This is a genomic window from Plantibacter sp. AC185 (assembly GCF_979258065.1).
Map to the genome: position 1 here is coordinate 3855575 of NZ_OZ409831.1, position 17565 is coordinate 3873139.

The 17565-nt window shown below is 69.5% G+C and carries 15 protein-coding genes; 10 read left to right on the forward strand and 5 right to left on the reverse strand.

From position 1 onward, the window contains the following. Positions 1 to 30: 30 nt before the first annotated feature. Positions 31 to 297, reverse strand: coding sequence for a mycoredoxin (locus ACZZZB_RS17930; protein ID WP_274500871.1), 267 nt, complete (start codon positions 295 to 297; stop codon positions 31 to 33). Between the two features lie 146 nt (positions 298 to 443). Between ACZZZB_RS17930 and ACZZZB_RS17935 the strand changes: the two genes are divergently transcribed. Continuing rightward, the gene (locus ACZZZB_RS17935) at positions 444 to 1472 is read left to right on the forward strand and encodes a 6-phosphofructokinase (protein ID WP_064294489.1); all 1029 of its coding nucleotides are present in this window, start codon (positions 444 to 446) and stop codon (positions 1470 to 1472) included. Positions 1473 to 1532: 60 nt separating this feature from the next. Here the strand turns inward: ACZZZB_RS17935 and ACZZZB_RS17940 are convergent, their stop codons facing one another. After that, positions 1533 to 3635, reverse strand: coding sequence for a S9 family peptidase (locus tag ACZZZB_RS17940; RefSeq protein ID WP_463530399.1), 2103 nt, complete (start codon positions 3633 to 3635; stop codon positions 1533 to 1535). Positions 3636 to 3712: 77 nt separating this feature from the next. On the opposite strand from ACZZZB_RS17940, the gene ACZZZB_RS17945 reads away from it, so the two are divergent. The 4 genes from ACZZZB_RS17945 to ACZZZB_RS17960 all read left to right on the forward strand — a co-directional run bounded on the left by ACZZZB_RS17945 (position 3713) and on the right by ACZZZB_RS17960 (position 8105). Beyond that, positions 3713 to 4552, forward strand: a complete 840-nt coding sequence (locus tag ACZZZB_RS17945) for an aldo/keto reductase (RefSeq protein WP_192018577.1) — start codon at positions 3713 to 3715, stop codon at positions 4550 to 4552. Between the two features lie 53 nt (positions 4553 to 4605). After that, a complete protein-coding gene (locus ACZZZB_RS17950) occupies positions 4606 to 6450 on the forward strand; it encodes a DUF2207 domain-containing protein (RefSeq protein ID WP_463530400.1) in 1845 nt (614 codons plus the stop codon). A 144-nt stretch (positions 6451 to 6594) separates the two neighbouring features. Then, positions 6595 to 7773, forward strand: a complete 1179-nt coding sequence (locus ACZZZB_RS17955; protein ID WP_079707130.1) for an inorganic phosphate transporter — start codon at positions 6595 to 6597, stop codon at positions 7771 to 7773. Next, positions 7770 to 8105 carry a peptidase gene (locus ACZZZB_RS17960; RefSeq protein ID WP_086473906.1) on the forward strand — a complete coding sequence of 112 codons (336 nt, stop codon included), beginning with the start codon at positions 7770 to 7772 and terminating at the stop codon, positions 8103 to 8105. Before ACZZZB_RS17955 ends, ACZZZB_RS17960 begins: the two co-directional genes overlap by 4 nt. 219 nt (positions 8106 to 8324) lie before the next feature. Here ACZZZB_RS17960 and ACZZZB_RS17965 read toward each other — a convergent pair whose 3' ends face one another. Next, entirely contained in the window at positions 8325 to 9602 is a 1278-nt protein-coding gene (locus ACZZZB_RS17965) for a uracil-xanthine permease family protein (protein ID WP_079707128.1), read from the reverse strand. Positions 9603 to 9737: 135 nt separating this feature from the next. On the opposite strand from ACZZZB_RS17965, the gene ACZZZB_RS17970 reads away from it, so the two are divergent. The 3 genes from ACZZZB_RS17970 to ACZZZB_RS17980 all read left to right on the forward strand — a co-directional run bounded on the left by ACZZZB_RS17970 (position 9738) and on the right by ACZZZB_RS17980 (position 13824). Next, entirely contained in the window at positions 9738 to 11189 is a 1452-nt protein-coding gene (locus ACZZZB_RS17970; protein ID WP_463530401.1) for an NCS2 family permease, read from the forward strand. A gap of 73 nt (positions 11190 to 11262) precedes the next feature. Continuing rightward, complete coding sequence (locus ACZZZB_RS17975; protein ID WP_191941368.1) at positions 11263 to 12165, forward strand: phosphodiesterase; 903 nt, start codon at positions 11263 to 11265, stop codon at positions 12163 to 12165. Between the two features lie 180 nt (positions 12166 to 12345). Continuing rightward, complete coding sequence (locus ACZZZB_RS17980; protein ID WP_086474295.1) at positions 12346 to 13824, forward strand: aspartate ammonia-lyase; 1479 nt, start codon at positions 12346 to 12348, stop codon at positions 13822 to 13824. Positions 13825 to 13898: 74 nt separating this feature from the next. Here the strand turns inward: ACZZZB_RS17980 and ACZZZB_RS17985 are convergent, their stop codons facing one another. Then, entirely contained in the window at positions 13899 to 14801 is a 903-nt protein-coding gene (locus ACZZZB_RS17985) for a fumarylacetoacetate hydrolase family protein (RefSeq protein ID WP_370281973.1), read from the reverse strand. 329 nt (positions 14802 to 15130) lie between these two features. Here ACZZZB_RS17985 and ACZZZB_RS17990 point away from each other — a divergent pair, with 329 nt between their 5' ends. Then, positions 15131 to 15505, forward strand: coding sequence for an FKBP-type peptidyl-prolyl cis-trans isomerase (locus tag ACZZZB_RS17990; protein ID WP_137243256.1), 375 nt, complete (start codon positions 15131 to 15133; stop codon positions 15503 to 15505). Between the two features lie 88 nt (positions 15506 to 15593). Further along, positions 15594 to 16124, forward strand: coding sequence for an adenine phosphoribosyltransferase (locus ACZZZB_RS17995; protein WP_124769542.1), 531 nt, complete (start codon positions 15594 to 15596; stop codon positions 16122 to 16124). 3 nt (positions 16125 to 16127) lie between these two features. On the opposite strand, the gene ACZZZB_RS18000 is transcribed toward ACZZZB_RS17995, so the two are convergent. Continuing rightward, entirely contained in the window at positions 16128 to 17444 is a 1317-nt protein-coding gene (locus tag ACZZZB_RS18000; protein ID WP_194645598.1) for an MFS transporter, read from the reverse strand. Between the last annotated feature and the right edge of the window lie 121 nt (positions 17445 to 17565).

The window sequence follows — 17565 nt, forward strand, 5'->3', positions numbered from 1 at the left end:
CGGGTCGCCCGGCCGGACGTCGTCGGCTGGTCAGACGCCGAGTGCCGCCTTCACCTGAGCGAGCGACGGGTTCGTCGCGGTCGAGCGGTCGGGGAAGATCACCGTCGGGACCGTCTGGTTGCCGCCGTTCAGCGAGGCGACGAGGTCGGCGGTCCCCGGGACCTGCTCGATGTCGACCTCGGTGAACGGGATACCGGCTGCGGACAGCTGTTGCTTCAGTCGGGCGCAGTACCCGCACCAGGTCGTGGAGAACATCGTGATGCCGCCATCGGCGGGCAGGTAGTCGTCGGCACTCATCCCAGCAGCCTAACCCCGGTGGACGAGGCACCGACCCTCTGGGCCGGAGGACCGTCCGCGCCGGATGAAGCACCGTCGGCGAGACGGTATTGTCGGGGATGACTCCCGGCACCTGAGGTGCCCCGATCCCCATGAGGACTGTTGATATGAGAATTGGTGTGCTCACGAGCGGCGGCGACTGCCCCGGCCTGAACGCGGTCATCCGAGGAGCGGTCCTCAAGGGGACGAAGATCCACAACCAGGAGTTCATCGGCATCCGCGACGGCTGGCGAGGAGTCGTCGAGGGCCTGACGATGCCGCTCGACCGCCACAGCGTGCGTGGTCTCGCCAAGCAGGGTGGCACCATCCTCGGCACGAGCCGCACCAACCCGTTCGAAGGACCGCACGGCGGCCCGGAGAACGTCCAGCACACCATGGACCGGCTCGGCATCGACGCGCTCATCGCCATCGGCGGAGAGGGCACGCTCGCCGCGGCGAAGCGGCTCACCGACGCCGGCCTCAAGATCGTCGGCGTCCCGAAGACGATCGACAACGATCTCGACGCCACCGACTACTCCTTCGGCTTCGACACCGCCGTCGAGATCGCGACCGAGGCCATCGACCGTCTCCGGACGACGGGCGAGTCCCACAAGCGGTGCATGGTCATCGAGGTCATGGGCCGGCACGTCGGCTGGATCGCCCTGCACGCCGGTATGGCGGCGGGTGCCCACGCCATCCTCATCCCGGAACAGCCGCAGTCGATCGAGCAGATCTGCGAGTGGGCGGACAGCGTCTACCAGCGCGGTCGCGCCCCGATCATCGTCGTGTCCGAGGGCTTCACGCTCGACACCATGGAGACCGCGCACTCCGAGAAGGGACTCGACGCGTTCAACCGTCCCCGTCTCGGCGGCATCGCCGACGTGCTCGCACCCGAGATCGAGCGTCGCACGGGCATCGAGTCCCGCGCGACCGTGCTCGGCCACCTGCAGCGCGGTGGCGTCCCGAGCGCCTACGACCGCGTGCTCGCCACCCGCCTCGGTATGGCCGCCATCGACTCCGTCATGGCCGGCGACTGGGGCACGATGATCGCACTCCGCGGCACCGAACTCGTCAACTGCCGCTTCGAAGAGGCGCTCGGCAAGCTGAAGACCGTGCCGCAGGAGCGCTACGACGAAGCGGCGATCCTCTTCGGCTAGACACCCGCCGCACCGACGACGCCCCTGCTCCGGATGGAGCAGGGGCGTCGTCGCTTCGGATCAGGCCGGATCGGTGTCCGTGAGTTCGAGCACATCGAGCAGCCAGGCGAGTTCCTCGGCGCGCTCACGCCACGCGTTGTAGCGGCCGCTCACCCCGCCGTGCCCGGCGCTCATCTCGATCTTCATCAGCGCCGGTGCACCGGCGTCCCGCAGGCGGGCCACCCACTTCGCGGGTTCCACGTACAGCACGCGGGTGTCGTTGAGGCTCGTCGTCGCGAGGATGCGAGGGTAGCGCTTCGCCGGGTCGACGTTCTCGTAGGGGCTGTACGCCTTCATGTACGCGTAGACCTCGGGGTCGTGGAGCGGATCGCCCCACTCGTCCCATTCGATGACCGTCAGGGGGAGCGACGGGTCGAGGATGCTCGTCAGCGCGTCGACGAACGGGACGCCGGCGAGGATGCCCGCGAAGCGGTCGGGAGCACGGTTCGCCACGGCGCCCATGAGGAGGCCACCGGCGCTGCCGCCCTCGGCGACGAGCCGGGCAGGCGTCGTCCAGCCCTCGCGGATGAGGTGGTCGGCCACGTCGACGAAGTCGCTGAAGCTGTTCTGCTTGTGGAGCTTCTTGCCGTCCTCGTACCAGTGACGCCCGAGTTCGCCGCCGCCGCGCACATGGGCGATCGCGAAGGTCACGCCGCGGTCGAGCATCGACAGCCTCGCGATCGAGAAGGACGGGTCCATGCTCGCCTCGTACGAGCCGTACCCGTAGAGGTGGAGCGGCCCTGGCCCCTGGACACCGACCCGGCGCACGATGGAGATCGGCACGCGGGTCCCGTCCACGGCCGTCGCCCACTCCCGGAACTGCTCGTAGTCCGCCGGGTCGTAGTCGCCGAGGACCGGCTGCTGCTTGCGCACGAAGCGTTCGCCGGACCGGACGTCGAGTTCGAGCACCGTGGACGGCGTCACGAGCGACCCGTATCCGAACCGGAGCATCGGTTGGGCCCATTCACTGTTGCCGTGCCAGCCGACGGTGGACAGCGGTTCGTCGAAGGCGATCTCGTCGATGTCGCCACTCGTCGGGTCGAGCAGGCCGATGCGGGTCAGGCCGTCGCGCCGGTAGGAGACGGTGGTCACGGCCTCGAACGCCTCGACGTCCTCGAGCCGGCGCTCGCTGCTGTGCGCGACGACGACCCGCGCCGTGCCGAGCGGATCCGACAGCGGCACGTCGACGAGCTCGAAGTCCGGCGCGTCCCGGTTGTGCAGGATGAGCAACCGGTCTGCGCCGTCGGCCACCCGGTGTTCGACGCTGTACTCGACGCCGTCGGTCCGCGGCCAGACGACCCGCGCCTCCTCGGACAGTGCGTCGGCGGGGACGAGCCGGGTCTCGCTCGTGACCGAGGAGCCGGCCTCGATCAGGAGCAGCGCGCGGCTACGGGTGAATCCGGCGCCGACCCAGAACCGCTCGTCGGGCTCGTGGAAGAGGACCGTGTCGTCGTCCTGGGACGTCCCCACCCGGTGCAGGTGCACGGTGTCGGGGCGCCAGCTCTCGTCGACCGTCGTGTAGACGATGGCGGTGCCGTCGGGGGAGAACTCCGCCCCGCCCGCGGTCCCGAGGAGCTCGTCGTCGAGGTCGACGCCACTCGCGAGGTCCCGGACACGGACGGTGTACCGCTCGTCGCCTTCGACGTCGACGCCGTAAAGCAGTCGCGTGCCGTCGTCCGACACGTCGAAGCTGCCGAGGGAGAAGAACTCGTGGCCCTCCGCCTCGACGTTGGCGTCGAGGATGATCTGCTCGGCGGGGGCCGCGCCGCCCTCGGGCAGGGTCGGCGGCGTCCAGTCCTCCGGGTCGGCGACCGGGATGCGGCACTGGATGCCGTACTGGCGGCCTTCGACACTGCGGCCGTAGTACCACCACGCACCGGAACGGGTCGGGACCGAGAGGTCGGTCTCGAGCGTGCGGCTCTTGATCTCCTGGAAGATGCGCTCGCGCAGTCCGGCCAGATGGGCCGTCTCCTGCTCGGTGTAGGCGTTCTCCGCCTCCAGATGCGCGATCACCTCCGGTGACTCCTTCTCACGGAGCCACTCGTACGGGTCCACCACGGTGTCGCCGTGATGGGTGCGTTCGGTCGGTCGGGTCTGGGCACGGGGGGCAGAGAGCTTCGCCATGGTCCAACGCTAGTCGAGGCGCCGCGCTCCCAGCCCGCTCGGAGCCATCCGAGGGCCGCCGGGTCTAGCGTGGGGTGATGACGACCATCCCAACATTCGCGCTCAACGACGGTTCGAGCGTCCCCGCGATCGGTTTCGGCACGTACCCCCTGCGAGGCCGCGAGGGCACCGACGCCACGCTGTCCGCCATCGACGCGGGCTACCGACTGATCGACACCGCCGTGAACTACCGCAACGAGGACGCCGTCGGCGCCGCGGTCCGCGAGACCGACGTCCCCCGTGACGAACTCGTCGTCGCGACGAAGCTGCCCGGCCGCGACCACGGCTTCGAGGAGACCATCACCTCGTGCCGCGGATCCCTGGCCTCGCTCGGCCTCGACCACATCGACCTGTACCTCATCCACTGGCCGAACCCCTCCGTCGGCCGCTTCGTCGAGTCGTGGAAGGCCATGATCCAGCTGCAGCGCGAGGGCCTCGTCCGCAGCATCGGCGTCTCGAACTTCACCGAGGAGTTCCTGACCCGCCTCGCCGACGAGACGGGTGTGCTGCCGGCCGTCAACCAGGTCGAGCTGCACCCGTACTTCCCGCAGGAGGAGCTCCTCGCCTTCCACCGCGAGCACGGTGTCGTCACCGAGGCGTGGAGCCCGCTCGGCAAGGCACAGGCGCCGTTCGCCGAGGAACCCGTCGCAGCGGCCGCCGCGGCGCACGACGTCTCACCGGCACAGGTCGTCCTGCGCTGGCATCACCAGCGCGGCGTGCTCCCGATCCCGAAGTCCGCCTCCCCGGAACGCCAGCGCACGAACATCGACGTCTTCGGCTTCGAGCTCAGCGACACCGAGGTGCAGGCGATCACCGCACTCGGGCGGACCGACGGCAGGCTCTTCGACGGAGACCCCAACACCCACGAGGAGATGTGAGTCCCGGCGGGCGCGTCCGCGCGCCCGCCGGCACCCCTCCTAGACTTGGCCGGGTGAAGCCCAGACGTCGTCGCCTGTCCCCGGTCCGTGCCCGCTCCTCGCGGGTGCTTCTCGTCGCCCTGGCCCTGGGGGTGGGTGCACCGCTCGTCGCGACCCTGGCGAGCACGCAGCCCGCCGCGGCCGACGCTCGGACCGACGTGTCCGACTTCACCTTCGCGTCCTTCGACGGCGACTACACCCTGAGTCGTGGCGGCGACGGTCAAGCCGAGCTGCGCGCGGTCGAGACCTTCGTCGCGGAGTTCCCCGACTCCGACCAGAACAAGGGCATCATCCGAGCGATCCCCGACGAGTTCGACCGGGCACCACTGCACACGGAGATCGTCTCGGTGACCGACGCCGACGGTGCGCCCGTGGAGTGGGAGACCGACCGCGACGGTGACTTCCTCGAGCTGTCGCTCGGGACGGACGACTACGTGCGCGGCACGCAGAGCTACATCATCACCTACACGCAGCGCGGCGTCGTCGGCGCCTATCGCGACACACGCTCCGACGAGTTCTACTGGGACGCGCCCGGGACCGGCTGGGACCAGCCGTTCGCCGACGCCAGCATGACGGTGCGGGTCGCGCCCGACATCGCCGACACGCTCACCGGTGACGGCGCCTGCTACCGCGGGGATCCGGACGACAGCTCGCCGTGCGACCTCTCCCAAGCGGAGGACGCCGACGGAGACGTCTTCACGACCTCCTCCGTCCCGTTGCAGGCCCGCCAGACGCTGACGGTCGCGATCGGGTTCGAACCGGGCACGTTCGTCCAACCGGCCCGCCCCGGCGAGGCACCGGTCTTCTCCATCGTCCCGATCGTCCTCGGCGCGCTGTCGGCCGCGGGGCTCGGAGCACTCCTGTGGATCCGACTGCGCTTCTGGCGGGACCACCCTGGTCGTGGCGTTATCGTGCCGCAGTACTCCGCCCCGAAGCAGATGAACCTCCTGCTGGCGGGCGACCTCGCCGGTCGCGCCGCCTCGTCGATGGCCGCCGAGATCGTCAGCCTCGCCGTCCGCGGCAAGCTCCGGATCGTGGACGGACCGGGCAAGAAGGACTATTCCCTGCAGTACCTCGACGACAGCGCGACGGATAAGCAGGAACGGCGCGTGCTCGCCGCGCTCTTCCCCGACCGGAACCGACCGCGGGAGATGAAGGAGGTCGACCCGGCGCTCGGCAAGGCGGTCACCGCGGAACTCGCGGCCGCCAAGCGGAACGCCCTCGACCTCGGCCTCCGACGCTCGGTCTCCTCCGGGCGGGCGTGGATCATCGTGGGGGCGCTCGCCGTCCTGGGCGTCGCCGGGATCGTCTTCTTCGGGGTCGCCTACTCCCAGCGAGCGGACAACGGCTGGTCGGTCGCCGCGCTCTTCGTGACCGGGATCGCGCTGCTCGCCGGGATCGTGTTGGCCATCGCACCGAAACCGCTCACCGCCACCGGTGCCGATGCGCGGGACGAGTTGCTCGGCCTCCGCGACTACCTCGCGCTGGCGGAGCAGGACCGCTTCCGCATGTTGCAGAGCCCCGACGGTGCCGAACGGGTGGATTTCGGCGACCCCGGCCAGCTCGTCCGGGTCACCGAACGGCTCCTGCCCTTCGCCGTGCTCTGGGGCGTGGAGCGCGAGTGGGCGAAGGAACTCGGCATCCGCTACGAGCAGGCCGGGAGTGCGCCGTCGTGGTACGCCTCGAACACCCCGTTCCAGGCGGCGATGTTCGCGAACGCGTTCTCCGGCTTCTCCGGATCGGCGTCGAGTACGTCGGCGTCCTGGTCGACCAGTGGGGGAGCGAGCTCGTCCGGCGGCTCGACCGGCGGCGGCTTCGCGGGCGGCGGCGGAGGCGGCGGAGGCGGCGGCGGGCGCTGATCGGCGTCGAGTTGACCTCGACCGGGCAGGGTGTAAGGATCATGTACGGCGGGTGAACCGCCCGTATCCAGCACGTGAATTCCCCCCAAACATCTCGTCGGGGAGCACTGTGTCCGTATTCGCTCCGCCTCGAGAAAGACACCAGTGGAACTCGTTACCCTGACTGTCGTGCTGGTCATCGCACTGGCACTGTTCTTCGACTTCACGAACGGGTTCCACGACACGGCGAACGCCATGGCGACCCCGATCGCCACGGGCGCCCTCAAGCCGAAGACCGCCGTCCTGCTCGCCGCGATCCTCAACCTCGTCGGTGCGTTCCTGTCCACGGAGGTCGCGAAGACCATCTCGGGCGGGCTCATCCGAGAGGGCGAGGGCGGCATCCGGATCGGACCGGAGCTGATCTTCGCTGGGCTCATCGGCGCGATCGTCTGGAACATGCTGACCTGGCTCCTCGGTCTGCCGTCGTCGTCCAGCCACGCACTGTTCGGCGGGCTCATCGGCGCGGCGATCGTCGGCGCCGGCTTCGGCTCGATCGACTTCGGTGTCGTCCTCTCCAAGGTCATCCTCCCGGCGTTGATCGCCCCCGTCACGGCGGGGCTGGTCGCCTACTCGGCGACGAAGCTCGCCTATCGGATCACGCGCCGCTACGACGGCAAGCCCGACGGTCGCGACGGGTTCCGGTACGCGCAGATCTTCTCCTCGTCCCTCGTCGCCCTCGCGCACGGTACGAACGACGCACAGAAGACCATGGGTGTCATCACGCTCACCTTCATCGCAGTCGGCGTGCAGGCGGTCGGCACCGGCCCCGAGCTCTGGGTCATCGTCGTCTGCGCCCTCGCCATCGCGCTCGGCACCTACATGGGCGGCTGGCGGATCATCAAGACCATCGGCACGGGACTCACCGACGTCAAGCCGGCGCAGGGCTTCGCGGCCGAGACGAGCACCGCCGCCACGATCCTCGCGTCGAGCCACCTCGGCTTCGCCCTCTCCACCACGCAGGTCGCCTCCGGATCCGTCATCGGCTCCGGTCTCGGGCGGCGCGGATCGAAGGTGCGCTGGGGGACCGCCGGGCGCATCGCCCTCGGCTGGTTGATGACCCTGCCCGCGGCCGGCATCGTCGGGGCACTCGCCGCCGCCGTAGCCCACCTCGGTCTCGTCGGCATCATCATCGACGCCGTGGTGGGGGTCGGGGTCATCCTCACCATCTTCCTCATCTCGCGCCGGAACCAGGTCGACCACAGCAACGTCGTCAGTGAGGTCGCCGACTCCGGTCGTGCGGTCAAGATCAAGCGCAACCCCAAGCCCAAGAAGGTGAAGAAGTGATCGACTGGGCAGCATTCCTGATCGTCTTCGCGACGTCGCTCGTCGGTGCGACCGCGATCGTCAGTCTCTACTCCCTCGGGCTCCGGCTCCTGACCACCGCCGGGCGCGTGCCCGTGGTGGCGCCGGCCGAGTTCACCGACGCGATCACGGTCATCACGCCGGAGGAGGCCGCGAAGGCGGCGAAGCGGGCCGCGAAGGCCGCTCGGAAGAACCCGTTGACTCCGGCGCAGCAGAACCTGGCCCGCGCCGGCGCCTACGCCTGCTTCGCCCTGTGTGCGGCGGCGGTCCTCTTCGGCATCTACCTGATCGTGCCGTTCTTCCACCAGGGCTGACCCCTCGGATCCGCCGGCGCACCGCGCTGACGCGAGCGCGGGCCACAGGTCCGGGACCGATCCGTGTGGGGGCGCCAGCGCGGTGCGCTGACGCGAACCGCACCTACCCGGCGTGACCGCGCGTCACACACGTGAGCGCGGGGCTCGAGAGACCCGCGCTCACGCGTACGACCCGCGCTGACGCCAGCGCACCGCGCTGACGCACCCGCACCGGACGGGTCAGGCGGTCTTCCGCCAGCGACCGATGGTCGTCATCACGTGGTAGATGACGATCGCGGCGATCGTGCCGAGCGCGATCCCGTTGAAGCTGACGTCGCCACCCGCCACCCAGGTGAAGTCCGCGATGCCGATGATGAGCGCCGTCGCCGCGGTGAACTGGTTGACGGGCTTCGAGAAGTCGACCTTGTTGTCGAGCCAGATCTTCACGCCGATGATCCCGATGAGTCCGTACAGGGCCGTCGTGACGCCGCCGAGGACACCCGCCGGGATGGTGTTGATGACCGCACCGACCTTGGGGGAGAGGCCGAGGAGGACCGCGAACAGACCGGCGACCCAGTAGGCCGCCGTGGAGTAGACCCGCGTCGCCGCCATGACGCCGATGTTCTCGCCGTAGGTCGTCGTGCCCGAACCGCCGCCGAAGCCGGCCAGCATCGTCGCCAGGCCGTCGGACAGGAGCGCGCGACCGGTCTGCTTGTTCACCGAGGCGTCGGTCATCTGCGCGACGCCACGGATGTGGCCGACGTTCTCGGCGATGAGGACGAGCACGACGGGGAGGAACGCCGGGAGGACCGCCCAGACCGCCGGGTTCGAGATCGGGTTGTCCGCGAGGTGGAACTCGGGGAGGCCGACCCACGCGGCGTCCGCGATCTTCGAGAAGTCGATCTCCTGACGGATCGCCGCGACGATGTACCCGACCACGACACCGATGACGATCGACAGTCGGCCGAGGATCCCGCGGAAGACGACGGTCGACAGGATGACGGCCGCGAGCGTCACGAGGGCGGTGATCGGAGCCGCCACGAAGTTGTTCTTCGCGGCGGGGGCGAGGTTGAACCCGATGAGCGCGACGATGGCACCGGCGACGACCGGCGGCATGAGCGCATCGATCCACCCGGTGCCCGTGACCTGCACGATGACGCCGACGAGCGCCAGGAGGAGCCCCACCGCGAGGATGCCGAAGAGGGCGCTGCCCATGCCCTGGCTCGCGACCGCGGCGGAGATGGGGGCGATGAAGGCGAACGAGGAGCCGAGGTAGCTCGGCACGCGGTTCTTGGTGATGACGAGGAACAGGATGGTGCCGACGCCCGAGAAGAACAGCGTCGTGGTGGGCGGGAACCCGGTCAGCACGGGGACGAGGAACGTGGCGCCGAACATCGCGACGACGTGCTGCATGCCGAGTCCGATGGTCCGCGGCCAGGTGAGCCGTTCTCCGGGGCCGACGATCGCGTGGGTCGGGACGTGCTTGCCGTCGCCGTGCAGAGTCCAGGGCAGCGCCATGTGAGCTCGATTCCGTGAGGAGGGTGCTGGGTAAGGGGTCCAGCCGATCGTAGCGGCACCCTCGCATCCCGGTCGTCGCGGGGCGGTCCGCCGTGCCGGTACGCTGGTTGCTTCGATGCAGACCCAGGAGGTCCAGTGACCACGACGCCCACCGCTCCGCGCTCGTTCCGAGAGCGTCTCGACGGTTTCTTCGAGATCAGCAAGCGCGGCTCGACCGTCGGAGGCGAGGTGCGCGGCGGCCTCGTGACCTTCGTCGCGATGGCCTACATCGTCATCCTCAACCCGATCATCCTGAGCGGCTCGGCCGACGTCACCGGTGGCGAGCTCGGCTTCGCCCAGGTCGCCGCCGTGACCGCCCTGACCGCCGGCGTCATGACGATCCTCTTCGGTCTCGTGGCGCGGCTGCCGTTCGCCTTCGCGGCCGGCCTCGGCATCAACTCGTTCCTCGCGGTCAGCGTCGTCGGTCAGGTCACCTGGGCCGAGGCGATGGGGCTCGTCGTCATCAACGGGCTGATCATCGTCCTCCTCGCGGCGACCGGACTCCGCGCCATGATCTTCAACGCGGTGCCCATCCAGTTGAAGATCGCGATCACGGTCGGCATCGGCCTCTTCATCGCGTTCATCGGCTTCGTCGACGCCGGCTTCGTCCGCTCGACGGGCGCCGGTTCGCCGCCCGTCGGCCTCGGGATCGAGGGCTCGGTCGCCACCGTGCCGACCGCCGTGTTCGTCATCTCCCTGCTGCTCACGGGGGTGCTCGTCGCACGCAAGATCAAGGGCGCCCTGCTCATCGGCATCGTCGCCTCCACGATCATCGCCATCATCGCCGAGGCCGTCTTCAAGGTCGGCGCCTCCAACGGCGGCGAGAACCCCGGTGGCTGGAACCTCAGCGTCCCGACCCTGCCCACCCAGGTCGTCGGGGTGCCCGACCTCAGCCTGCTCGGCCAGGTGAGCTTCGGCGGCTTCGAGCGCATCGGCGTCCTCGCCGCGCTCATGCTCGTCTTCACCCTCGTGTTCACGAACTTCTTCGACGCCATGGGCACGATGACCGGGCTCTCGAAGGAGGCCGGTGTGGCGGACGCCAAGGGCGACTTCCCGCGACTCCGCTCGGCGCTCATCGTCGAGGGTGTCGGTGCGGTCGCCGGTGGCGCGACCTCGTCCTCCTCCTCGACCGTCTTCATCGAATCCGGTGCGGGCATCGGCGAAGGGGCACGGACCGGCCTCGCGAACCTCGTGACCGGCGCGCTGTTCCTGCTCGCCATGTTCTTCACGCCGCTCACGCAGATCGTGCCCTCCGAGGTCGCCGCCGCCGCGCTCGTCATCGTCGGGACGCTCATGATCTCGCAGATCAAGGACATCGTCTGGACCGAGTTCTCGGTCGCGCTCCCGGTGTTCCTGACGGTCGTCGTCATGCCGTTGACGTACTCGATCGCCAACGGCATCGGCGCCGGCTTCATCGCCTGGGTCGTGCTCCGCTCCCTGTCCGGGAAGGCGCGCGAGATCAGCCCGCTGCTGTGGGTCGTCGCAGCCGGGTTCCTCGTCTTCTTCGCCCGCGGACCCATCGAGCAACTCCTCGGCGTCGCGTCCTGACCGTCCGCGGTCGGCCGCCCTCGGGTGGTCGACCGCGGCGTTGCACGTCGGCGGTGACTCCTAGACTCGGACCATGACTTCCGACGTCCGTTTCGGTCAGTACCCGGCTCCCGACAGGGTCATCGTCCATCTGAGCGACCCGCACCTCTTGGCCGACGGCCGACGCCTCTACGACGCGGTCGACGTGCAGGCCAACCTTGAGCAGGCCCTCCGTCAGATCGAGCGCATGCAGCTCCGGCCCGACGCGATGGTGTTCACGGGCGACCTCGCGGACCTCGGAGAGGCCGACGCCTACCGTCGACTCCGGGAGCGGGTCGAGCCCGTCGCCGAGCGACTCGGCACCACCATCGTCTGGCTCATGGGCAACCACGACGAACGGTCGGTCATGCGGACGGAGCTCCTCGACCTGCCGGCAGGGGAGCAGCCGCTCGACGCCGTCTGGGACTTCGGCGGCTTGCGCGTCATCGGCCTCGACTCGACCGTCCCGGGGTGGCACCACGGCGAGCTCGAGGACAGCCAGCTGCAGTGGCTGGAGTCGGTGCTGGCCACGCCGGCGCCGCTCGGCAGCATCCTCGCCATGCACCACCCGCCGGTGCCGTCGAGTATCCCGTTCTTCGACATCCTCGAGCTCCGCGACCAGCACCGGCTCGAGGCCGTGCTGCGCGGGAGCGACGTCCGGGCCATCCTGGGCGGCCATCTGCACTACTCCACCTCGAGCACCTTCGCCGGCATCCCCGTCCAGGTCGCCAGCGCGAGCTGTTACTCGATGAACCTCTCGCTCCCGTCCGTGGAGGTGAACGGGATGTTCGGCGGTCAGTCCTTCAACCTCGTGCACGTCTACGACGACCGCATCACCCACTCCACGGTCCCACTCGGTGACTACACCACCGCCGACACCTTCAGTGCGGCGTTCATCGACCGCATGGCCGCCCTGAGCCCGGCCGAGCGGCTGGAGGCGTTCTCGCGCAAGCGGTGACCCACGGTCGCTGAACCGCAGGCACGGAACCGTCTCGGGTCCAAGACACCGCAGAGGCATCGCGGATCGCACCCGGCTACGCTGGAAGGGACATCCACCCACCAGGCAACGGAGCCACGAGTGACGATCAGCACCACCAGCAGCAGCAGCACCCCCACCACCCTTGGAGCAGACGACGACATGGCGGACAGGACGAACAGCGACGAGACTCGGACGGAGTCGGATTCACTCGGTTCGATGGAGATCCCGGCCGACGCGTACTGGGGCATCCACACGGCACGCGCGCTCGAGAACTTCCCCATCACGAAGCGTCCGATCTCCGTCTACCCCGACCTCGTCGTCGCCATCGCGAGCGTCAAGCAGGCCGCCGCCCGCGCGAACGCCGAGATCGGGGTCCTCGACCCGGCGAAGGCGAACCTCATCGACCGCGCGTGCCAGATCATCATCGACGGTGACTTCCACGAGGAGTTCATCGTGGGTGTGATCCAGGGCGGCGCAGGTACGTCGACGAACATGAACGCGAACGAGGTGATCACGAACATCGCGCTCGAGCTCGCTGGCCACGCCAAGGGCGAATACCAGTTCCTGCACCCGCTCGACGACACCAACCGGTCGCAGTCCACCAACGACGTCTACCCGACCTCGATCAAGATCGCGCTCGCGTTCTCGCTGCAGTTCCTCCTGACGGAGCTCGGCCTGCTGCGCGACTCGTGCAGCGCGAAGTCCGTCGAGTTCTCCCACGTCCTCAAGGTCGGGCGCACGCAGCTCCAGGACGCCGTCCCGATGACCCTCGGGCAGGAGTTCCACGGCTTCGCCACGACGCTGAACGAGGACTACGACCGCCTCCACGAGACCCTCTGGCTGCTCGCCGAGGTCAACCTCGGCGCCACCGCGATCGGGACGGGGATCACCGCCGACCCGCGCTACGCGGAGGCCGTCGTCCGTCACCTCAACCAGATCACGGGCCTCGCGCTCACCACGGCACCCGACCTCATCGAGTCGACGAGCGACGCCGGCGGGTTCATGTCGTTCAGCGGCACCCTGAAGCGGAGTGCCATCAAGCTCTCTAAGATCTGCAACGACCTGCGTCTGCTGTCGAGCGGTCCGCAGGCAGGCCTCGGCGAGATCAACCTGCCGCCCCGACAGGCCGGATCGAGCATCATGCCGGGCAAGGTCAACCCGGTCATCCCGGAGGTCGTGAACCAGGTGGCGTTCAGCGTCGTCGGCGCCGACATGACGGTCACGATGGCGGCCGAGGCCGGGCAGTTGCAGCTCAACGCCTTCGAACCGGTCATCGCCCACTCGCTGCTGCAGAGCATCGTCTGGATGGCACAGGCGTGCAAGACGCTGCGGGTGAACTGCATCGACGGCATCACGGCGAACGAAGAACGGCTCGAGGTGATGGTCGGCGCGTCCGTCGGCGTCATCACCGCCCTGACCCCGTTCATCGGGTACCAGTCGGCTGCGGCGCTCGCGAAGACCGCGCTGCTCACGGGCCGCAACGTCGCGGACCTCGTGGTCGAGGCCAACCTCATGACGCGCGACGAGGTGACGAAGCAGCTCTCGCCCGCGCGGCTCTCGGGGATCGAGGCCATCACCTCGGCCATCCCGATCATCGACCTGCCGATCCCGGGCGCGGACTCCGACCCGAGTCGCTGACCGACGCGGCTGTACACGACGAAGCCGTCCGGACCAGGGTCCGGACGGCTTCGTCGTGTGCTGTGGGGGAGTCGCTACCCGGCGGTGACCGTGCAGTGCGTCGTGAGCGATCCGACGCCTTCGACGGACACGGTGACCGTCGCGCCGTCGGTCAGGAAGACCTGCGGGTCGCGCGAGTATCCCGCGCCGCCCGGGCTGCCCGTCGAGATGAGCGTTCCGGGCAGGAGGGTCGCGGAGCCCGACAAATGTTCGATGAGCGTCGCGACGCTGCGGACCATGTGACTGGTCGAGGAGTCCTGGAGCGTCACGCCGTCGAGGACGGTCGAGATGTGGAGGTCCTGCGGGTCGGGGATCTCGTCCGCGGTCACGACGACCGGGCCGGTCGGGGTGAACCCGTCGAAGGACTTGCAGCGCGACCACTGTGCCTCGGAGTACTGGATGTTGCGGGCGGTGATGTCGTTGACGACGGTGTACCCGAACACGTACCCGAGCGCATCGGCCGCATCGACATCGCGAGCGGCCCGGCCGATGACGACACCGAGCTCCGCCTCGTAGTCCACCTGCTCGCTGATCGCCGCGGGCCAGCTCGTGGTGCCCTCGTGCCCGGTGAGCGAGTTCGCCCACAGGCCGAAGATGGTGGGGGCGTTGTCGGTCTTGAGGTTGAGCTCCTGCGAGTGCGCCGAGTAGTTGAGCCCGACCGCGAGGATCGTCGGCGGACGGAGGACCGCGGACGCGTGGACGAGCCCGTCGAGGGGTTCTCCGCTGACACCGTGGGCGAGCGACGTCTCGACGAAGCTCCGTACACGGTCCAGCTCGGCCGGGCCGCGTTCGATGAGCTCCTGGAGGTCGCGCGGGGCGTCCTCGAGGATCTCGTCGAGGAACACCGCCCCGGTGTCGCTGATGACGGCGAGTCGGACCCGCGGCTCTGCGGGGGTACTCGGCTGGTGGTCTGTGGCGACGAAATGGGCGAACTTCACCCGTCTACGGTATCGCAGGCGCGTCGGGCGCGGGCGTTGTGGACATAGCGGTCCGAGCTGCGGGTGCCCGGACACGATGGAACGGGAGGCGAGACGGATCCCCGGGCGACGGCCCCGGACAGACTCATCGCCCGGTGCTGCGGCAATGCCTGCGAGTCGCCCGGGCGATGAGTTGGTCTGTCCCTCCAGCATGCACCCGGGGGCCACGGCCCGCAACCCCCAAGTACCGGGTGCGGCGCCACGACCACGCCACCAGGGGCCGGCCCGGGACGTCACGCGCTCAGCGAAATCCGCATGAACCGATCGGGCGGAACTGCTTGGATGGAGTCATGACCGATTCAGCACGCACCAAGCCCGAGGTCGACGCCCCCACGGGCCCGGCCCCCACCGAACTCGTCATCGAGGACATCTTCCTCGGCGAGGGCGACGAGGCCCAGGCCTCCTCGACCGTCGACGTCCACTACCTCGGCGTCGGCTACGACTCCGGCGAGGAGTTCGACTCCTCCTGGAGCCGCGGGCAGTCCATCAACTTCCCGCTGCGCAACCTCATCCAGGGCTGGCAGCACGGCATCCCCGGCATGAAGGTCGGCGGTCGCCGCAAGCTCACGGTCCCGCCGGAGCTCGCCTACGGCCCGGCCGGCGGTGGCCACCAGCTCTCCGGCCAGACGCTCGTCTTCGTGATCGACCTCCTGGGCGTCAAGTAACCATCCGCAGGTCACCCCTCGTCTCTCTCGACCGACGTGTCGCGGAGGCGAGGGGTGTCGCATGTCTCCCAGACCGAACGAGGACCACATGACCACCGCAACCCAGTACGTCGACCGCCTGACGGCGACCATTCCGGACTTCCCGACGCCCGGCATCCTGTTCCGCGACCTGACCCCGGTCTTCGCCGACGCCGACGCCTTCCGCGCGATCATCGACGAGCTGGCGGCGCGCTTCGAGGGTCGCTTCGACGCCGTCGCCGGTGTCGAGGCCCGTGGGTTCCTGCTCGCCGCGGCCGTCGCGTACGCGACCCACACGCGACTGGTCCCCATCCGCAAGGCGGGCAAGCTCCCGGGTGAGGTGCTCCGCGAGGACTACGGCCTCGAGTACGGCGCCGCCGCCCTGGAGCTGCGCACCGAGCAGCTGCCGGCCGGGACGCGCGTGCTCATCCTCGACGACGTGCTCGCGACGGGCGGCAGCTGCGGTGCGGCGGTCAACCTCATCGAGCGCGCCGGATACGAGGTGGCCGGGCTCGGGCTGGTGCTCGAGCTCGAGGGTCTGCCCGGCCGAGCCTCGCTCAGCGGTCGCGACGTCTTCTCGATCGCCACGGCTCCCGCCTAGGCGCTACGGCGTCGGCGTCCGGGCGTCATAGCGACGGAAGGCCCCCTGGACGCGGACGAGTGTCCAGACGAGGACGACGACCAGGAGTCCGCCGGCGAGCGCCGGTACCCAGAGCGCGAAGGCCGACGCGGCGAGGCCGATGTAGAGGTCGCCGACGCGGGGTCCGCCGGTCACGACGACGGTGAAGACGCCCTGCAACCGGCCCCGCACGGCATCGGGCACGGCCGCCTGGAGGATCGTCATCCGGAAGATCGAACTGATGTTGTCGGCCGCTCCGGCGACGGCGAGGGCGATCGCCGCGATCACGATGGCGGGGAGGTTCGCGTCGGCGGCATCGTGCGTCGCCGTTCCGGAGAACGTGACCCACGAGAGGACCGCGCCGAAGCAGGCGATGGCGAGCCCGTAGACGATGATGGCCCGCTCGATGGCGCGGCCCTGGCGGTCGATCCGGCCGAGTCGTCCGGAGACGAGGCTCGACAGGAGGGTGCCGACCGCGCCGGCCGCGGTCAGGACCCCGACGGTGATCGCGCCGCCGCCGAGCAACAGGGTGCCGACGGCGGGATAGAGCACCCGCGGGTTGCCGAACGTCATCGCGACGATGTCGACGATGAACGTCATCCGGACGTTGGGGGCCGTCCGGAGGAAGGTCCAGCCGTCGACCAGGCTCGCGAGGCCCGGAAGTCGACTGACGCCGCCTTCGGGCAGGATCTTCGGCAGCGACGCGATCCCGAGGAAGGCGGCGACGAACAGCACGACGTCGATCGTGTAGGTCCAGCGGAATCCGACGCCGGCCACGAGGACGCCGGCGAGTGCTGGTCCGACCGTCACCATGACCCCCGCGGCGATGCCGGACAACGCCGCGGCGGACGGTAGGAGGCGGGCCGGCAGCAGTCGGGGGAGGATCGCCTGCCGCGTCGTCCCGACGACGGTCGTCGACACGGCGTTGATCGTCGTGAGGAGGTACAGGGGCCAGACCAGCTCCGAACCGCTCCAGGCGAGCACCGCGATGATCGCCGTGGACACCCACGTGACCACGGCGGCCGTCAGGGCGACCGTGCGTCGGTCGAACGCGTCCGCGAGCATGCCCCCGTAGAGCCCGAAGCAGATCATCGGGATGAGGGCGATGACGCCCACGAGCGAGACCGCGAACGTCGACGCGGTGAGGTCGTAGACCTGGAGGCCGACGGCGACGATGGTCATCTGGCCGCCGATCCCGGTGATCGCCCCGCCGATCCACAGGCGGGCGAAGGCGGGACTCTCCCGGAGTGGACTCAGATCGACGAGGAGCCCGCGCCGACCGGATCCGGGTGCAGCGCTCACCGGGGCATCGGGTGACGGGATGTGGCGCGCTCAGACATGCACCTCAGCCTACGCGCGTCGCGGCAGGGCTCGGCGGCGAGGGGCAGGGGCTGCCCGGAGTCGGTTGTCAGCGCCCTCGGGC

What these genes read in the sequence shown, in the direction of transcription:
- ACZZZB_RS17930 (WP_274500871.1), bottom strand. Translation starts at nt 297, where the DNA reads ATGAGTGCCGACGACTACCTGCCCGCCGATGGCGGCATCACGATGTTC.
- ACZZZB_RS17935 (WP_064294489.1), top strand. Translation starts at nt 444, where the DNA reads ATGAGAATTGGTGTGCTCACGAGCGGCGGCGACTGCCCCGGCCTGAAC.
- ACZZZB_RS17940 (WP_463530399.1), bottom strand. Translation starts at nt 3,635, where the DNA reads ATGGCGAAGCTCTCTGCCCCCCGTGCCCAGACCCGACCGACCGAACGC.
- ACZZZB_RS17945 (WP_192018577.1), top strand. Translation starts at nt 3,713, where the DNA reads ATGACGACCATCCCAACATTCGCGCTCAACGACGGTTCGAGCGTCCCC.
- ACZZZB_RS17965 (WP_079707128.1), bottom strand. Translation starts at nt 9,602, where the DNA reads ATGGCGCTGCCCTGGACTCTGCACGGCGACGGCAAGCACGTCCCGACC.
- ACZZZB_RS17975 (WP_191941368.1), top strand. Translation starts at nt 11,263, where the DNA reads ATGACTTCCGACGTCCGTTTCGGTCAGTACCCGGCTCCCGACAGGGTC.
- ACZZZB_RS17980 (WP_086474295.1), top strand. Translation starts at nt 12,346, where the DNA reads ATGGCGGACAGGACGAACAGCGACGAGACTCGGACGGAGTCGGATTCA.
- ACZZZB_RS17990 (WP_137243256.1), top strand. Translation starts at nt 15,131, where the DNA reads ATGACCGATTCAGCACGCACCAAGCCCGAGGTCGACGCCCCCACGGGC.
- ACZZZB_RS17995 (WP_124769542.1), top strand. Translation starts at nt 15,594, where the DNA reads ATGACCACCGCAACCCAGTACGTCGACCGCCTGACGGCGACCATTCCG.